This is a genomic window from Candidatus Pelagadaptatus aseana (assembly GCF_040362265.1).
GTDB lineage: Bacteria > Pseudomonadota > Gammaproteobacteria > Pseudomonadales > Cellvibrionaceae > Pelagadaptatus > Pelagadaptatus aseana.
Genome location: NZ_BAABNJ010000007.1, coordinates 1 through 17,603 on the forward strand (window position 1 = coordinate 1; position 17,603 = coordinate 17,603).

Genomic DNA, 17,603 nt, shown 5'->3' on the forward strand with positions numbered 1-17,603 from the left:
TGTGGGAATCCAACGCCATTTTGCAGTATCTGGCGGCGGAGCTGCAGGCCGACGCTGACCCCAACGATCGGCTCCCGTTGTGGCCCGAAGACCACCGCACCCAGGCCGATATTTTGCGCTGGCTGCAATGGGAAACCGGTCGCTGGAACCCGCGCATCGGTGAGCTGCTGCGTCATCAGGTGTACTTTCCCTTTTGGGGTTACCCCGGTGATCCCGCTGCCATTGAGAAAAATCTGCCACCACTGGGCAAGGCCCTGAATCTGCTCGATCAGCAGTTACAACAGACGCCTTTTTTGTGCGGTCAGGCACTGACCATTGCCGATTTGAGCGTGGCCGCGCCGCTGCTGTTTGTGGACGATCTGGCCATCACCCTGTCGGATTTTCCCGCCCTGCAACGCTGGTTTGCAGCACTGAGTGAAACCCGCTGGTGGCAGCAAACCCAACAGTCACTGCAGCAATTTAGAAACCCGTGAGACGGGTTACACCGGCATTACATGCATATACATAAACATGACGGAGAGTGCATCATGACAACCCACACTACGGCCAACACTAGGCCCAACACTTCGCCCAACAACATCAGGGCAAGGCGCTATTTCAGCTTTGTTGCTAACCACCCCAAAACCCTGGTTCTGCTCAGCGTAATCCTGATGGCGGCGATGCTGCAGTTCCTGCCCCAGCTGACCAAAGACACCCGCGGTGATGCCTTTATGGCACCCGACAACCCGGCGTTACTCTACCGCGACAAGGTCAAACAGCAATTTGGTCTGGCCGATCCGTTTGTGATTGCCGTGGTACACCAGCAAGCCAATGGCATCTACCAGCCACAGGTACTGCAGCTGGTGGATCGCCTTACCCAGGCTGTCAGTCTGGTCGATAACATCGACCCCGAGCGGATCATGAGTCTGGCCACGGAAAACAATATTGAGGGCAGTGTCGATGGCATGGCCGTCACCGGTTTTTTCGATCCGCTGCCGCAAACACCGACTGATGCCGAACGATTACAGCAGGCCATTGCCGACTTCCCGCTGTATCAGGGCAAGCTGGTCTCCCGCGACGGTCAGGCCACTCTGATCGTGATTGAAATGCTGGACGACACCCTGGCCGAACAAACCTACTGGGATCTGCAGGCGGTAATCGATGCCGAACCAACTCTTGAGGGTGTCAAACTGCATCTGGCCGGCGAAGGCGCCGTGGCCGGTTTTCTCGGCAGTTACGTCGATGCCGACGCCAGTCGTCTCAATCCCATGGCCGGCCTGATCATTACCCTGATCATTGCCTTTGCCTTTCGCCGATTGGCACCGGCGCTGCTGGCCAATGTCATTATCGCCGCCTCGGTGCTGATGACTCTGGGCATTATGGCCGGCAGCGGCACGCCTTTTTATGTGATCACCAACGCCCTGCCAGTGATTCTGATCGGCATATCGGTGGCCGACGCCATCCATATTTTCAGCCAGTACTACGAGCTGCAAACCCGCCATCCCGAGCAATCGCGCAAACAGCTGGTGATTGAAGCCATGGTCGAGATGTGGCGCCCCATTACCCTCACCACCCTGACCACCATGGCGGGTTTTCTCGGGCTCTACTTCGCCTCCTATATGCCGCCGTTCAAAATGATGGGTGTCTTTACCGCGCTGGGCGTGGCGGTGGCCTGGCTCTACTCGATGGTGTTTCTGCCCGCCGCGCTGGCCTGGATTCAGCCCAAAGTCAGCCCCCGTTTTGTGCAACTGCAGCAGGCCGGTAACGCCGATCTGTTTGCCCGGATGATGAGCCTGCTGGGCAGTCTGAGCCTGCGCCATGCCGGCGCTCTGGTGAGCATCGGTGCCGTGCTGGGGGTTCTGGGTGCCTACTCGGCCAGTCAGTTGCCGGTGGATGAGGATCGCATCAAAACCTTTCACCCCAGCGAGCCCATCTATCAGGCCGACCGCGCCATCAATCGTCACCTCGATGGCACCAACAATCTCGATATCGTGATTGAAACCCCCAACCCCGAGGATCTGTTTGAACCCCATAATCTGCGCAAGATCGAGGCACTGCAGCAATACGCCCTGACCCTGCCCCACGTCAATAACGCCACCTCCATTGTCGATTACCTGAAGCAGATGAACCGGGTTTTGAATGAAGGCCACAGCAGCGCCTACACCCTGCCCGACAGCAAGCAATCGGTGGCCCAGTACTTCCTGCTCTACTCGGCTTCCAGTGACCCCACCGATTTTGAAGAAGAAGTGGATTACGACTACCGCATGGCCAATGTCCGTTTGCTGCTCGACAGCGCCGCGTTCAGTCACACCCAACCGGTGGTCGAAGCGCTGCAAGCCTACATTGACCGCGAATTTCAGGATGACAGCATCAAGGCCACGCTGAGCGGCCGGGTAACCGTCAACTACCACTGGATTAAGGACATTGGCGCCAGCCACTTCTACAGTCTGGGCATTGCCCTGCTACTGGTGTGGGTGGTTTCTGCGCTGCTGTTTCGCTCGCCTTTCGCCGGCGTGCTGGCTCTGATTCCGGTGGTGAGCGCCATCCTGCTGATCTACTCGGTGATGGGCTTACTGGGCATCACGCTGGGTATTGGCACCTCGATGTTTGCCAGTGTCGCCATTGGTCTGGGTGTCGACTTCGCCATCCACACACTGGATCGTATTCGCCACCAGTTTGGCCAATACCGCGATCAGCACCAGCGTATTGATGCGGCCGAAATCGATCGGCAGATAGAGGCCATTTTCCCCACCACCGGTCGCGCCCTGCTGTTTAATTTTCTGACCATTGCCTGTGGCTTTGGCGTGTTGATTTCCAGTCAGGTGGTTCCCCTGACCAACTTCGGCACCATTGTCGCGCTGGCCGTCACCACCAGTTTTGTCGCCAGCATGACCTTGCTGCCGGCCCTGATCAAACTGCTGCGCCCCGATTTTATTTTTCAGGGGCTGACGGTGGACAGCCTGAACGACGTCAGTGAAAACCCACAAACCCTGAGCAGCACACTGCGCAGTCTGGTCATTCCAGTGTTGCTGAGTGGTATGGCTACCTTGTCACTGCTTCACAGCGCCGCAGCAGAGGCCCGCGATTTGATCGACACCGACGCCATCAAAACCCTGCCCAGTGGCGACTGGGTAGTGGATAAGGTCAACAGCATGGACGATGGTCTGCAGGTCAGCCGCACCCTGACCATGCACCTCACCGACCGCCGCGGCAAACAGCGGGTCCGCGAGACCCGCAGTTTTCGCAAGTACTTTGGTGACGATAAACGCACGGTGCTGTTCTACCTGAGCCCCACCAACGTCAAAGACACCGGTTTTCTGACCTACGACTACCCCTACCACAGCGAGGTGGACGACGATCAGTGGCTGTATTTGCCGGCGCTGCGCAAGGTGCGACGCATCTCCGCATCGGATCGCGGTGACTATTTTCTCGGTACCGACTTCACCTACGAAGACATCAAAAAGGAAGGCAAGCTGGAACCTCAGGACTACCACTACACCACCGTCGAGGCCGAGCGCATCGATCAGCGCGACACCTTCAAACTGGCAGGTCAGCCCCGCACGGAGGCCATCGCCAAAGAGCTGGGTTACAGCCGCACCGAATTCTGGGTTGATACCCAGAGCTGGCTGGTGATCAAGGCCAACTATTGGGACATCCGTGGCAACCTGCTGAAAACCATGACCGCCACCGACATCCGCGAGATAGACGGTATCTGGACCCGCCACCAGCTCACCATGAACAACCACAAAACCGGCCACACCAGTGAATTTGTATTCAGTGATGTGGATTACCAGACCCCGGTTAAAGACAGCCTGTTCAGCCAACGCGCTCTGGCCCGGGGTTTGTAAACCCTCACCCCTCATACCCAAACACCCAGCACCATTGAAGGAGAATCAACCATGCCATCACGTGCACTGAAACCATCGGTTATTGCCACTCTGGGCTTGCTCGCGGGCGGACACAGTCAGGCCGCCGATTGGAACAGCCGCTGGCAACAGGAGTGGGCCGGCACTCAGGATCACCGCAGCCAGAAAATGGAGAGCCTGCTGGATGTGGAATGGAACGGCAACCCGACCGGGCAACTGGCCATCACCGCCATTGTGCGGTTGCGGCTGGATACCGCCGACCAGCTCAACGACGACCAGCAGCGCCCGGAAAACTTCAGTAATCTCAGCGCCCCGCTGGCTCGTGGTGAACACGGCGAACTGAGCTTGAGGGAACTCTATGCCGATGCCGAGTGGTTCAACAGCTACTGGCGCATTGGCAAGCAGCAGGTGGTGTGGGGGCAGGCCGACGGCCTGAAAGTACTGGACGTGGTCACTCCCCAGAGCTATCGGGAATTTATCCTCGATGACTTCGACGATTCCCGCATCCCCCTGTGGATGATTAACGCCGAAGTCCCCGTGGGCGAGGAAGGCATTTTGCAACTGTTGTGGATTCCCGACACCACCTATCACGAGCTGGCCGCCCCCGGCACGGACTTCGCCATTACCACGCCCCTGCGCGTACCCCAGCCGCCCACATCCACCACGGCATTCATCACCGGGGTCGATCAACTGGAAGCCGACAAGCCCGATCACTGGCTGACAGACAGCGACTTTGGGGTGCGCTACAGCGTGTTTGCCAACGGCTGGGATATCACCCTCAATTACCTCTATCACTATCGCGACTTTGCGGTGAACTACCAGACCCTCAACAACGGCCAGTTAACCGTTGCCCCGCAGTACGAGCGCAGCCACCTGTTAGGCGCCACCGCCAGCAATGCCTTTGGCGACTGGACCCTGCGCACCGAAGTGGGCTGGTACAGCCACAGTTATCATCTGGCCGATACCATAACCGCAGACGGGCAGCATCAGGGCATTGCCGAGAGCCCCGAGCTCAGCTCGGTCATCGGGCTCGACTTTCAAGGCTGGAGCGACACCTTCATCAGTGTCCAATGGTTCCAGAGCCTGCTGCTGGACTACGACGATCACGTGACCCGCGATCGTCAGGATCACACCCTGACTCTTCTCGCAGAGCGACGCTTTGCCAACGAAACCTGGACATTGAGCCTGCGCGGTCAGTACTCGCTCAATCAACGGGATCAACTCTGGCGACCGCGCCTCAGCCACCTGTTCACCAGCAATATCGAGCTGTGGCTGGGTGCGGACTTTTTTCAGGGTGACAGCGACGGGCTCTACGGCCAGTTTGATCAACGCGATCGCATCACAATTGGGTTTGAGTGGGGATTTTGACTACAATGACAAGGTAAAAGTACTGCCATATAAAAACAGAGAGAATTCCGTATTCTCTGGAGTAAATTTACCTTGCTTCATTTTCGCCCGCTTCTGCTGGTCATTACCTGCCTGTTCAGTTTTCTACCGGGTATCGCTCTGGCAAGCACACCAATGATCAACGTTGTGCCTGAGAGTACCTACCCCATTGAGGCACAATTCCAAGTCTTTCAGGACATCAATAACGAGTATTCCTTTGAGTCCATAGCCGATCTGCCCGGCGATCAATGGCAGACACGATCTTCCAGTGACGCCAACTTTGGCTTTCAGGATTCCTATTTCTGGCTGCAAACCCTTATCGCCAACAACACCGACGAGGTTAAGAATTTTGTTGTCGACCTGAACTACGTCTACCTCGACGAGGTGGTATTCAAGGCCACCCGACAAGACGGTTCTGTGATCGAGCTAACAACCGGCGACACCAAACCGTTCCGCCCGCGCCACATCGATCACCCGGGCAATCTGTTCAACTTCCAGCTGGCGCCTCGGGAGCAACTGCCCATCACCATCCGCGTGCAAACCGAAGGCTCGATGATCTTGCCCTTGCGGGTCTGGGAAGAGAAAGCCTTTTTCGAAAACGCCACCACCGAACTGCAGATTCACTTTTTCTATTACGGCTTGGTCTTCACCATCACCCTGCTGAATCTGGCGGTCTTTTTCAGTTTGCGCGAGCGCCTGTATCTTTATTACGCCTTGGCTATTGCCGGCTATTTGCTGTTCTTTGCCACCAACCGGGGCTACCTGCATCAATTGCTTATCCCCGATGCGCCGGATTTAAACAGCCGCCTGTTCCTGATTTCCATGCCGATGCTGGCGTTGTTTTCACTGCTGTTTGCGAGAAACTTTTTACGAACCGCCAGCCACAGCCCCCGCCTTGATTGGGCCATCAAAGCCATGATTGCCTTTGAATCGTTCAACCTGGCGATGGCTGTTTTTGGCGATTATGACGCCACCTCCCGGCTGTCAGCGGTGGGGGCGATATTGTTATTCTCAGTACTGTTTCTCGCCGGCCCCATATCCTGGTACAACCACCGACGCGCCGGTATCTTTTTCACCATCGCCTGGTCACCGCTGACATTTGGCGTGTTTGCCACTTCGGCTCGCGCATCCGGCTATCTGCCCAACAACTTCTGGACCGAATACGCCATGCAAATCGGCTCGGGGCTTGAAGCTGTGATCCTGTCGCTGGCACTGGCCGAGCGCCTGTACCGTGAGCGGGAGAAAAAAATCCAGGCACAAAAAGACAGCCTGCTGAAAGAAAAACAACGCAATATGACTCAGGCCCTGCTCACCGAGAGCGTATCCCGTGACCCGGTGACGCAGCTGTCAAACCGCAACCGCTTTGAATGGCTGGTCAACGACACCCTCAAGGCCAACCCGGGCAAACGCTATTTCCTGACCGTAGCAAGAATATCCCGCCTCGAAGAAATCACCCGAACTTTGGGTTTGTCTACCGCCGATCACGTACTCAGAGTCGCTGCCTCACGGTTGAGCGAAGAACAACTGGCCACCGGTGCTGCGATAACTCACACCAATGGTGAAGGCCGGGAGGAGTGCCTGTACCAATTGTCGCGCAATTCTTTCGGTGTATTCACGGATATGGATGCCTTCGAACAAGACCCGGACAAATTTTACGCCGCCCTGAAACGGCTAACCAACCCAGTCACCATTGAAGGCATTAGCATTGATCTGGCACCCCATTTTGGCTGTGCCCTGTACCCCAACCACGGCAATAAACCAGACCAATTGATTCGCAACGCATTGATTGCACTGAAAGTATCAAGCCACTCCAAAGGCATGATGGGCATCTTCCAAAAGTCCATGGATATTTATGACGAGAAACGACTGACCCTGGCAACCCGACTCAGAGAAGCGCTGGATAAGGACGCACTGCAATTGCACTATCAACCCAAGGTGGATATCAACACAGGCGCGGTGGTCGGCATGGAGGGGCTGGCCCGTTGGATAGATCCCGAGCGGGGCTTTGTCCCGCCCGATGAATTTATCCCGCTGGCTGAGCAATCCGACCTGATCAACCGACTGACACTGTGGGCCTTTGAAAGAGCCCTGAAGGATTACGAGCAGTTGCATAGCACAGGTTATGACGGCTCCATTTCCATCAATATCTCGGCCCGGGATTTACTGGTTGCCAATTTGGACCAGCAATTCAAAGCGATACTGGATCGCTACACCGTACCGTCAGACAAGATCTATCTGGAGCTTACTGAAACCGGCGCTATGGAAGATAAAGAAGCAGGGATCGCCTCGCTCAATGCGTTGGTTCAACTGGGATTAAAAATTGCCATTGACGATTTCGGCACCGGTTACTCATCGCTGTCCTACCTGCAGAGTTTGCCCGCCACGGAAATCAAACTGGATCGCTCCCTGATTGAGAACATTTGTACCAGTGACAGCTCAGCTGTGATCGTCAAAACCTCCATCGATATGATACACGCACTGGGCTACAACCTGGTGGCCGAAGGCGTTGAAGACGAAGCCAGTGTCAACAAGCTGATGGAATACCACTGCGATTGCTTTCAGGGGTTCTGGTGCTGCAAACCCCTGCCGCTGGCTGATGTGACACAGTGGCTGGAGAACCGCCAGTAATTACCAACGCACCCCCGGCGGCGGCGTGTAACTGTCCAACACATTAACGTAGTTGGCGCGCTCATAGGCCGCCGGATCAATGGCCTTACTCTGGCTGACACTGCCTTTGAGTTGCGCCACCGACTCGTATTCAAACTCTTCCAGCCACTGCTGCAGTTCCTGTAAAACCTGACGCAGATAATCTGGCCCTTTCATGAGCAGAGCACTGCACATATGGGTAACATCGGCACCGGCCAGCAGTGCTTTGATCACTTCCGTTCGGGAATGGATACCGCCGGTAACGGCCAGAGAACAACTCACCCGGCCTGACAGCAAAGCGGCCCAGCGGATACGCAACAGAGATTCTTCCGGCGTAGACAATTGCAAGCGGGGCACCACCTCCAGAGTTTCCAAATCGATGTCCGGCTGATAAAAGCGATTGAATAACGCCACGCCATCACACCCCGCCTCTTCCAGCTGGCGAACCAAGGCCAAAGGCGCACTAAACTGGGATGACAATTTCATGGTCACCGGCAAGTTTACCTGCGCCTTGATCGCCTGCAGGATGTCGACGTAGCGCTGCTCTACCTGACCAGCATTTTCCTGAGCATCAGCGGCGACGTAATAGATATTGAGTTCCAACGCATCGGCACCGGCTTGTTCCAATTCCTTGCAACTGTCGACCCAGCCGCCGCGTGTGGTGCCGTTCATGCTGGCAATAATCGGAATATTCAAACTGCTTTTGAGTTTCAGCAAATGCTCGAGGTACTTTTCCTGATAGGTCATATAGTCATCGGGCAGAGCGCGAAAGGTATCGGCTTCGGGCGAGCCGATTTCCTGATTGTGCATAAAACGCATCAGGCGCTCGTCTTCCTCGCGAATTTTTTCTTCGAACAGGGAATGGGTGACCAGCGCCGAGGCACCCGCATCCTCAAGACGCTTAGCGGTATCCAGCTCTTTAGTGAGCGGTGAGGACGATGGCACCAGAGGGTTATCGAGTTGCAGCCCCAGGTAAGTCGTAGATAAATCCACCATGATTAATTCTTCCTTCCTCTGGTTCCCTGATGTTTGTCGGACATGGCTTGGGCTTTTTTATTGGCCAGCTGTTGCTCAACCGCAGGATCTTCCCAATCCAGCTCCGCCAGTTGCTGATAGTAGTGATAGCGGTGCGCCACTTCTTTCTCAGCCTGCGCCAAAAACTGTTCCGCCGCTTCCGGGTGACTGTGCCATAACATATTGAAGCGCGTCTCGGATTCCACAAATTGACGATAGGGAACCGACGGCGCCGCCGAATCCACCTTCAACGGATTTTTGCCCTTTGCCGCCAACGCAGGATTAAAACGCAACAGCGGCCAGTGGCCACTCTTTACCGCCAGATTTTGCTGGCGATGATTGTGCGACATATCCACACCATGAGCGATGCAGGGTGAGTAAGCGATGATAAGAGACGGTCCATCGTGGGCTTCGGCTTCGAGAAAGGCGCGCAGGGTTTGGGTGTCTTTTGCGCCGTAGGCCACATGAGCGACATAGACGTTGCCGTATTCCATGGCCAGCATCGCCAGATCTTTTTTCCCCACTTCCTTGCCGCCCGAGGCGAACTTGGCCACCGCCCCCTTCGGCGTGGCCTTGGATCGCTGACCACCGGTATTGGAGTAGACCTCGGTATCGAGCACCAGAATATTGACGTTCCTTCCGGTAGCCAGCACATGGTCGAGACCACCGTAGCCAATGTCGTAGGCCCAGCCATCGCCACCAATAATCCAGACGCTCTTGCGACAGAGGTTTTCACTGAGCTCCGTCAACAAAGCGGCTCGCTCGTCGGCAGTGGATTCCAGCGCTTTGCGCAATTGCGCTACCCGCTGACGCTGCTCGTGAATACCCGCCTCGGTCGATTCATCCGCGGTGAGAATACCTTCTACCAGATCCTGATCCAGTCCCGGCGCCATGGACTGCAATAACTCCCGAGCCTGCTCGCCGTGCTTGTCAATTGCCACCCGCATGCCCAGACCGAATTCGGCGTTGTCTTCAAACAGGGAATTACTCCAGGCCGGCCCCCGGTCCTCCGCTGTTTTGGTCCAGGGTGTGGTCGGCAGGTTGCCACCGTAAATGGACGAACAGCCGGTGGCATTGGCGACAACCATCCGGTCGCCAAACAATTGCGAGGCCAGTTTGATATAGGGCGTTTCGCCACAACCGACACAGGCACCGGAAAACTCAAACAGCGGTTGCATCACCTGGGCACCGGCAATGGTGCCACTCTTTAAAGTGGTGCGGTCATACTCCGGCAGCGTCAAAAAGAACTCGAAGTTTTCCCGTTCCTGTTCCACCACCGGCGCCTGTGGCGTCATATTGATGGCCTTGTGACTGGCGTTGCTCTTGTCGCGAATCGGACAGATATCCACACACAGGGTACAACCGGTACAGTCTTCGGCGGCCACCTGATAACTGATGTGATTGCCCGGCGGATAGGTTTTACCAAGGGTAGGCACGGCCTTAAAGGCAGGCGGCGCATCAGTCATTAATTCACTGGGAAATACCTTGGCGCGAATGGCCGTGTGTGGGCACACCATGGCGCACTTGCCACACTGGGTACAGATGTCGGCGTCCCACTCGGGAATCTCCAACGCCAGATTACGTTTTTCATAGGCCGCCGTGCCGGTGGGGTAGGTGCCGTCATCGGGCAACTGGCTGACGGGAATCAAATCGCCGCGACCGGCAATGATTTCGGCCGTGACTTTTTTGACAAAGCTATCGGTATTTTTTATGAAGCTATTGGCATTTTCTACAAAGCTATCGGCATCTTTTACCAGACGATCCTTCAACGCCCCTGTTGCATATTCGCCGGCCATTGAGGCATGGCCAGTCGAAATTTCCTGCAACGCCGCCAGGGTCATATCGATGGCTTTGTAATTCAGCTCAACGATCCGCTTACCCTTCTTGCCATAGGTTTTTTCTACCGCCTGCTTGATCTCGGCGATGGCCTCGTCGTGCGGCACCACGCCAGATATCGCAAAAAAGCAGGTTTGCATCACGGTGTTGATGCGTTTGCCCATGCCTGCCGCCGCAGCCACCGAATAGGCATCAATGGCATAGACCCGGATATTTTTTTCAATAATCTGCGTTTGCATTTTGGCCGGCAGGGATGCCCACACCGCTCCCTGTGGTTCGGGCGTATTCAACAAAAACACCGCATTATCGGCAGCAAAATCCAGCATATCGTAGCGTTCGAGAAACACCGGCTGGTGGCACGCCACAAAATTCGCTTCAGCCGATTCAATCAGATAACTGGAGCGAATGGGTTTGGTACCAAAGCGCAGATGGGAAACCGTCACCGCGCCGGATTTTTTCGAGTCGTAAACAAAATACCCTTGCGCAAAAAGATCGGTGCTGTCGCCAATTATTTTGATTGAATTTTTATTGGCGCTGACGGTGCCGTCACTGCCCAACCCAAAGAACATGGCCTGAAAATTATCGTTATGAGCATCGGTTCGAAAACGATCTTCCCAGTCCAGACTGGTGTGACTGAGATCGTCGCGAATTCCCACCGTAAAATGATTCTTCGGCGCCTCCATTGCCAGTTCATCAAACACCGCCTTGATCATGGCCGGCGTAAATTCTTTGGAGGACAAACCATAGCGACCGCCGATCACCCGGGGCAGTTGTTTAAATCGGGATTCACCGGCCATGGCCTGTTGGGCAATGGCGGTAACCACATCTTTATAGAGAGGCTCGCCGTCGGCACCGGGTTCTTTGCAGCGATCCAGCACCGCAATCGACCGGGCGGTTTCTGGCAAGGCATCGAGTAAGGCATTGGCGTCAAACGGCCTGAACAGGCGAACTTTCAGGGCACCGACTTTAACGCCCTGGCGATTGAGGTAATCGACGGTTTCATGTACCGCCTCGGCACCGGATCCCATCAGGATCAATACCCGATCGGCGTCTTCAGCCCCGACATAATCAAACAACCGATACTGACGGCCGGTGTGTTTGGCAAAGGCGTCCATGGCGTTTTGTACGATCCCGGGCATCGCCTGATAATAGGGATTGACGGTTTCGCGAGCCTGAAAATAGACGTCCGGATTTTGCGAGGTGCCGCGCACCACCGGACGCTCGGGTGTCAGGCAACGCCGGCGATGGGCACTGATGGTCGAGTCGTCGATCATGGCGCGCACCACATCCACGGGGACCGTTTCAATTTTGGCCACTTCATGGGAGGTTCGAAAACCATCAAAGAAATGCGCCACTGGCACCCGGCTCTCCAGCGAGGCCACCTGAGCGATCAAGGCCAGATCCATCACTTCCTGTGGGCTATTGGACGCCAGCATGGCAAAACCGGTCGAGCGAGCGGCCATCACATCACTGTGGTCACCAAAAATGGACAAAGCCTGAGCCGCCAGAGAGCGGGCTGCGATATGGAAAACGGTTGGGGTCAGCTCCCCGGCAATCTTGTACATATTGGGGATCATCAACAGCAATCCCTGTGACGCGGTAAAGGTGGTCGCCAGCGCCCCAGCCTGCAAAGCACCGTGAATGGTACCGGCCGCACCACCCTCGCTTTGCAACTCAATCACATCGGGGATGGTTCCCCACAGGTTTTTCTGTCCTTTCGAAGACCATTCATCCGCCCACTCGCCCATGGGCGACGATGGGGTGATGGGGTAGATGGCGACGACTTCATTGGTCAGGTGGGCAATGGCCGCGGCGGCCTGATTGCCATCAATAACATCCATTTCGGGGTGGGGCACAGGAATCTCCACAATTTTTATTGGGATTTAGACACCTGCAATATAGGACAGAAATTCGAGGATTGCCGATAGCTCAGCGGCCAAAATTGGATCCACACTGCAAGGGTATTTGCTTGATGGCTTCTATGTGATTGCGCGGCGCCTGCATAAATGACTCAAAGCGTGCTCCCCGAAGCGAGCGCCACAGCTGATAATCTTCGGGCAGGATGGAGTGCAGCTGTTGTTCGATCCGATGGATGGGTTCAATCAAATCGTAATAGCGTTGATTGAGTCGAGCCTGGCGTGGCTGCACAGCACCAATGAATGACCTGAGCACAACGCGCTCAAAGGTTTTCGAGGTTTTATTGGGTTGGGCTGCCAGACAAACTGGCCGACGTTCCAAGCGAGCATCGATCATGCTTGAAGCGCTGCGCAAACTGGCAGCGGAGACGGCCAGTGATCGCAGCAGCGCCCCGCCATCACCGCTGCGTATCAGACCCAGTGTGAGTTCCAATTGCCGGCTGTCGATCGTGGGCTCATCACTCAGCCAGCTGTCGATAAAGTTGCTCAGATGAATCAGTGCATCAACCACCTCGGTACTGACATTCTCGGGATAATCTCGTGCAACTGTCATGGACCAGAACGCATCAAACTCAGGGCCGGCCAGAGTGGCATTGTAGATCAGCGCTGGCAGCTGATCGCGCTTCAATTGCATCAGCGCCTGTAACTCATCCGCCTGTTCCTGACGCTCATTGTCTCGCAGCCGCTGGATACAGGGGGGCGCCTGCTGCAATAAACGCAGGGTATTGAGCAGGCGCTGAGAGTCGGTTGCCATGCGCCCCATGGAACTGTTGCGCTCACCGATGGTGTACTGCAACTCACAGCCCAGCAGCCCCAGAAAATCCAGCACGGTGATCTTGACTCTGGGCACGTCGATCTTGCGGGTTCGCAAGCGAGTTAATGGCTCGGTCTGAGTTGTGAGAATCTCTTCATCAAGGACTCGGGACAGTCGCGTAAGATAATCATCCAGCTCGCTTTCCAGCTCCGTTCGCGATGAACACGCCGTTGTCAGCAGCACCAGCGCTAACACCAGTAATAACACCCGCAAAGCCAACGCCAATCGGACAGCCATGGAAAAGGCCTGTACAATCGACGCTGTTTTGCGACTTTGATCAGAATTACCAGCTACAGCGAATACAGTCATAGGGAGCCGTGGTTCAGATGTGTGAATTATTGGGCATGAGCGCCAACGTACCCACAGACATTTGTTTTTCCTTTGCCGGATTGATGCAGCGCGGGGGCGGCACCGGCCCTCATCGCGATGGCTGGGGCATTGCCTTTTACGAGGGCAAGGGCGCGCGCTGTTTTCACGACCCCAATCCCAGTGTCGATTCCAAAATAGCCAACCTTATCAAAGACCATCCAATCAAAAGTCATGTCGTCATCAGTCACATTCGCCAGGCCAATGTCGGTGACGTCTGTCTGGAAAACACCCATCCGTTTCAGCGCGAGCTCTGGGGTCTGATCTGGACCTACGCCCACAATGGCCAGCTCAATGCCCGGCTGTTCGATAAGCCACTGCGATTCTATCAACCGGTGGGCAACACCGACAGCGAATACGCGTTTTGCTGGCTGCTGGGCGAACTGCGCGCCGCCTTTCCCGTACGCCCCGACGACTTTACGCCCGTCTCTGAATTTATCCATGCCCGCTGCGAAGAACTGCGCGAGCTGGGTGTATTCAATATGCTTCTCAGTGAATCACAACATCTGATGGCCTATTGCTCCACCAAGTTGGCCTGGATTACCCGCCGGGCACCCTTTGGTGAAGCCAGCCTTTCCGATTGCGACATCACCGTGGACTTCGTCAAGGAAACCACCCCCAACGATGTGGTGACGGTCATTGCCACCGAGCCACTGACTCAGGACGAAACTTGGACCCGGCTGGCCCCCGGTGAAATGGCGACCTTTGTCGAGGGACTGCCCGTCTAAGGGTTGCCCATCTATAAGAGTTGCCAATCTAGTTGTTGTCTGTCCCGGATTTCTCACCCGGCATCAATACCTGCCACCACCGGGAGAAATTGGTCTGATCGGCCAGCGTCCAGACCTCACCAATTTTCGGTGTTTTCAGATCAACGCCCGTTTGATCCGCCATCTTGGAAGTAGCCTGCAACGGATCATACCAAGGGTGAAATGCCAACTTGAAAGTGCTGTTGTGCACCGGCAACAGGGCCCGACCATTTAAATCCCGGTGGGCCGCAATCGTCTCATCGGGAAACAAATGGGAACCACGCCAGTCGGGGTTGTATGCGCCGTTTTCCATGATGGTGACATCAAAGGGCCCAAACTTTTCACCAATTTCTTTAAAACCTGCGAAGTAACCCGAGTCACCGGAGAAATAGATTTTGCGCTTGCCGCTGTCGATCACCCAGGAGGTCCACAGGGTGCCATTGCGGTTAAACAGACTGCGGCCGGAGAAATGATTGGAAGGCGTTGAAACAATCGCGGTATCGCCAACAGTCGCCTGTTGCCACCAATCAAATTCTGAAATCTTGTCGTCGGGAACCCCCCACTGGCGCAAATATTTGGCGACACCCAAAGGTACATAAAAATGGGACACCTTGGGATGGAGGCGACGTATTGTGCCTTCGTCGAGATGATCGTAGTGGTCGTGGCTGATCAACACCCCGGTCAGATCGGGCAACTCTTCGAGACGGATCGGCGGTTGATGAAATCGCTCGGGGCCCACCCATTGCAGCGGACTGGCGCGCTGACTGAAAATGGGATCGGTCAGCCAGTATTGGTTATTGAGTTTCATCAATACCGTAGAGTGCCCCAAACGCACCAGACGGTCTTCATCCCCGGCCATAAACGCATCGACATTGATTTCGTCCACCGGGATCAGGCCAAAGGGTTCGGTGTCTGCATGTTCGGTAAAAAAGAATCGCTGAATGATGGTCAGGGTTTTGGTGACACCAAAGTCCTGCTCATAGGGTTCGAGATTGTGGAACACGCCATCACGATACTGATCGCTGACCCATTGCTCCCGTGGCTGATAAGCGCAGGCGACAATCAACAGCACAGAGAGACAAAGAGCACTGACGGTGATGAATTTCATGGCGGATTCCGTTTCACAATAACACTGACATAAAAGTGTATACGCAGCAGCCACCGCGAATGTTTAATTTTCGCAAACTCCTGCAAAGATTATTACGGCCAGTGGCCCGCCATTAATCCCCGGGTATAAACAGCGTGTGCTGATCCGAGGTCTGACCGGCGCTGACTTCTTCACCGCCACCCAGAAGATGAATGGCATCGACAGCGGCCACAGCGCCATGGCCGTGCACTGGCAATGGCAAATCCTCCAGCGCCTGCCAGCGATCCTGCTGTGTGTCGTAGCGCCAGGCATTGGCAAACACCCGCTTGGGCTCGGTAAAGACCTCACCACCGAACAGATAGATGCTGCCATCCAATGCCGCTGCGGCACATCCGGCCTGAGCCAGTGGCAGTGGCGCCCTGCTGTCCCAGCGATCGCTTTGAGGGTCGTAAACATGGTGATCGGTGCAATTCTGTTGAGTCGCCCCGGCGGTGACACGGCGTCCGCCAATCACATGCAGGCGATCATCCACCACCGCCGTACCCACACTGTTGCGGGCCAGCGGAATGGGGGCGCCCGTTTGCCAGCGTTCTCCATCCCAGAGCCAGGTGTCGGCCGCGTTGGTGTGATCCTCGTAGCGACCGTTGGCACCATCGCTGCCGGCGTCCCTGGGTTTGCGCCCGGCGGTGACAATCAGGCCCGCCTTTGTCGATCCGGCGGCAAATTCAGCCCGGCGCCCGGGCAGTGGTACGGCGGCCTGCCAATGATCATCAAAGCCATTGAGTACATAGCTCGCCGATTGCATCTGCCATGGTTTGAGATAGCTGAATCGGTAGCCTCCCAGCGCCCAGAGTTGGTCCTGATGCGCCACTAGGTAGGGGTGATGTAACCGGTGCGGCAGCTCCGGTCCGGTTCGCCATTGGTTGCCGGCCAGATCAAACCAATGGCTGGCTGCCACCGGAAAGGGCAGCGGGCCAAAACCGGAAAAACCGCCGGCAATGACCAGATGATGTTTGAACAGGGCCGGATAAATTTCCTGCAACACCTGAGGCAGTGGCTCACCCTGTCGATATACACCCGGCGACTTGGCTGGCGTTGAACCGACAGGTGCCGCCCAGGGCAACCACGGCAAGGCGGCCATGGTTGCCAGCGTTTTCAGGTAGTGTCTACGATCCATAATCTTTTTATCCGCAGTCCGCGTCGGTAATGTCATTCACAGATTAATACTGTCATCCAGCGCCGTGGCTTTTTACGTACAAATTGCTAACAAGTCATGACTGCCGGCTTGCTACTGATTCACTAACAGACACTATCAATCGAGACCTTGAGATCAAGATTAATGCACACGCGCATAATTTCCTCACTTTTTCTGCTATCCACATTACTACTGACGACAGGTTGCAGCTTGGCAAAATACACCATTGAACACGCCCCCTTTACCCTGCTCGAATCCGAAGACAATTTTGAACTCCGGCATTACCCGGAGCTGTTGCTGGTCAGCGCCCCGATGAACTCTCAGGATAAAAATTCCGAGACCCCTTTTCGCATGCTGTTCGCTTACATCACAGGCAACAACAGTGACCAGCTCGACATTCCCATGACAGCACCGGTGTTTATGGACCCGGCCAGAAGTGAAAAAATGTCGTTTGTATTACCCGCCGACTTCACTCTGGCAACCACACCACAACCGACTAACCCGGATGTGACGGTTGAACGCATTGAAAACTATCATGCGGCAGTCATTCGTTTTAACGGTCGCTTGCAACCGGACAACATTGCCACTCATATGGACCAGCTGACACAATGGATCAATGACAGAAACTATCAGCCCGCCGGCAACCCCATTATTGCCGGTTACGATCCACCTTCTTCACTGCCGGCACTGCGTCGCAATGAAGTCCTGATCCCGGTTGCAAAACCGCAATAATTCAGGCCAGTCATACCATC

General features: G+C 55.5%; 11 protein-coding genes. 6 read left to right on the forward strand and 5 right to left on the reverse strand.

Features of this window, described 5'->3' with window-relative positions; genetic code table 11:
* The 4 genes from ACPXV9_RS11455 to ACPXV9_RS11470 form a co-directional block, all read left to right on the forward strand.
* A partial coding sequence (locus ACPXV9_RS11455) for a glutathione S-transferase family protein (protein ID WP_423897120.1) occupies positions 1-473 on the forward strand: 473 nt, incomplete at its 5' end.
* A gap of 54 nt (positions 474-527) precedes the next feature.
* Positions 528-3,827: an outer membrane lipoprotein-sorting protein gene (locus ACPXV9_RS11460; protein WP_423897122.1), complete on the forward strand. Its 3,300-nt coding sequence runs from the start codon at positions 528-530 to the stop codon at positions 3,825-3,827.
* 51 nt (positions 3,828-3,878) lie between these two features.
* Positions 3,879-5,213, forward strand: a complete 1,335-nt coding sequence (locus ACPXV9_RS11465) for a DUF1302 family protein (RefSeq protein WP_423897124.1) — start codon at positions 3,879-3,881, stop codon at positions 5,211-5,213.
* A 72-nt stretch (positions 5,214-5,285) separates the two neighbouring features.
* Entirely contained in the window at positions 5,286-7,859 is a 2,574-nt protein-coding gene (locus tag ACPXV9_RS11470) for an EAL domain-containing protein (RefSeq protein WP_423897127.1), read from the forward strand.
* Here the strand turns inward: ACPXV9_RS11470 and ACPXV9_RS11475 are convergent, their stop codons facing one another.
* The 3 genes from ACPXV9_RS11475 to ACPXV9_RS11485 all read right to left on the reverse strand — a co-directional run bounded on the left by ACPXV9_RS11475 (position 7,860) and on the right by ACPXV9_RS11485 (position 13,694).
* Positions 7,860-8,873, reverse strand: a complete 1,014-nt coding sequence (locus tag ACPXV9_RS11475; protein WP_423897129.1) for a dihydroorotate dehydrogenase-like protein — start codon at positions 8,871-8,873, stop codon at positions 7,860-7,862.
* A gap of 2 nt (positions 8,874-8,875) precedes the next feature.
* Positions 8,876-12,583, reverse strand: a complete 3,708-nt coding sequence (nifJ, locus tag ACPXV9_RS11480) for a pyruvate:ferredoxin (flavodoxin) oxidoreductase (RefSeq protein WP_423897132.1) — start codon at positions 12,581-12,583, stop codon at positions 8,876-8,878.
* Between the two features lie 73 nt (positions 12,584-12,656).
* Positions 12,657-13,694: a DUF3080 family protein gene (locus tag ACPXV9_RS11485; protein ID WP_423897135.1), complete on the reverse strand. Its 1,038-nt coding sequence runs from the start codon at positions 13,692-13,694 to the stop codon at positions 12,657-12,659.
* An 89-nt stretch (positions 13,695-13,783) separates the two neighbouring features.
* Between ACPXV9_RS11485 and ACPXV9_RS11490 the strand changes: the two genes are divergently transcribed.
* Positions 13,784-14,551 carry a class II glutamine amidotransferase gene (locus tag ACPXV9_RS11490; protein WP_423897138.1) on the forward strand — a complete coding sequence of 256 codons (768 nt, stop codon included), beginning with the start codon at positions 13,784-13,786 and terminating at the stop codon, positions 14,549-14,551.
* Between the two features lie 28 nt (positions 14,552-14,579).
* Here ACPXV9_RS11490 and ACPXV9_RS11495 read toward each other — a convergent pair whose 3' ends face one another.
* Complete coding sequence (locus ACPXV9_RS11495; protein ID WP_423897141.1) at positions 14,580-15,677, reverse strand: MBL fold metallo-hydrolase; 1,098 nt, start codon at positions 15,675-15,677, stop codon at positions 14,580-14,582.
* 112 nt (positions 15,678-15,789) lie between these two features.
* The gene (locus ACPXV9_RS11500; RefSeq protein WP_423897143.1) at positions 15,790-16,833 is read right to left on the reverse strand and encodes a Kelch repeat-containing protein; all 1,044 of its coding nucleotides are present in this window, start codon (positions 16,831-16,833) and stop codon (positions 15,790-15,792) included.
* A 228-nt stretch (positions 16,834-17,061) separates the two neighbouring features.
* Between ACPXV9_RS11500 and ACPXV9_RS11505 the strand changes: the two genes are divergently transcribed.
* The gene (locus ACPXV9_RS11505) at positions 17,062-17,583 is read left to right on the forward strand and encodes an SOUL family heme-binding protein (protein WP_423897145.1); all 522 of its coding nucleotides are present in this window, start codon (positions 17,062-17,064) and stop codon (positions 17,581-17,583) included.
* Positions 17,584-17,603: the final 20 nt, after the last annotated feature.

Excerpts from the sequence above, each read along its gene's own strand:
- ACPXV9_RS11460 (WP_423897122.1), top strand. The coding sequence starts at position 528 with ATGACAACCCACACTACGGCCAACACTAGGCCCAACACTTCGCCCAAC.
- ACPXV9_RS11465 (WP_423897124.1), top strand. The coding sequence starts at position 3,879 with ATGCCATCACGTGCACTGAAACCATCGGTTATTGCCACTCTGGGCTTG.
- ACPXV9_RS11475 (WP_423897129.1), bottom strand. The coding sequence starts at position 8,873 with ATGGTGGATTTATCTACGACTTACCTGGGGCTGCAACTCGATAACCCT.
- ACPXV9_RS11485 (WP_423897135.1), bottom strand. The coding sequence starts at position 13,694 with ATGGCTGTCCGATTGGCGTTGGCTTTGCGGGTGTTATTACTGGTGTTA.
- ACPXV9_RS11490 (WP_423897138.1), top strand. The coding sequence starts at position 13,784 with ATGTGTGAATTATTGGGCATGAGCGCCAACGTACCCACAGACATTTGT.
- ACPXV9_RS11495 (WP_423897141.1), bottom strand. The coding sequence starts at position 15,677 with ATGAAATTCATCACCGTCAGTGCTCTTTGTCTCTCTGTGCTGTTGATT.
- ACPXV9_RS11500 (WP_423897143.1), bottom strand. The coding sequence starts at position 16,833 with ATGGATCGTAGACACTACCTGAAAACGCTGGCAACCATGGCCGCCTTG.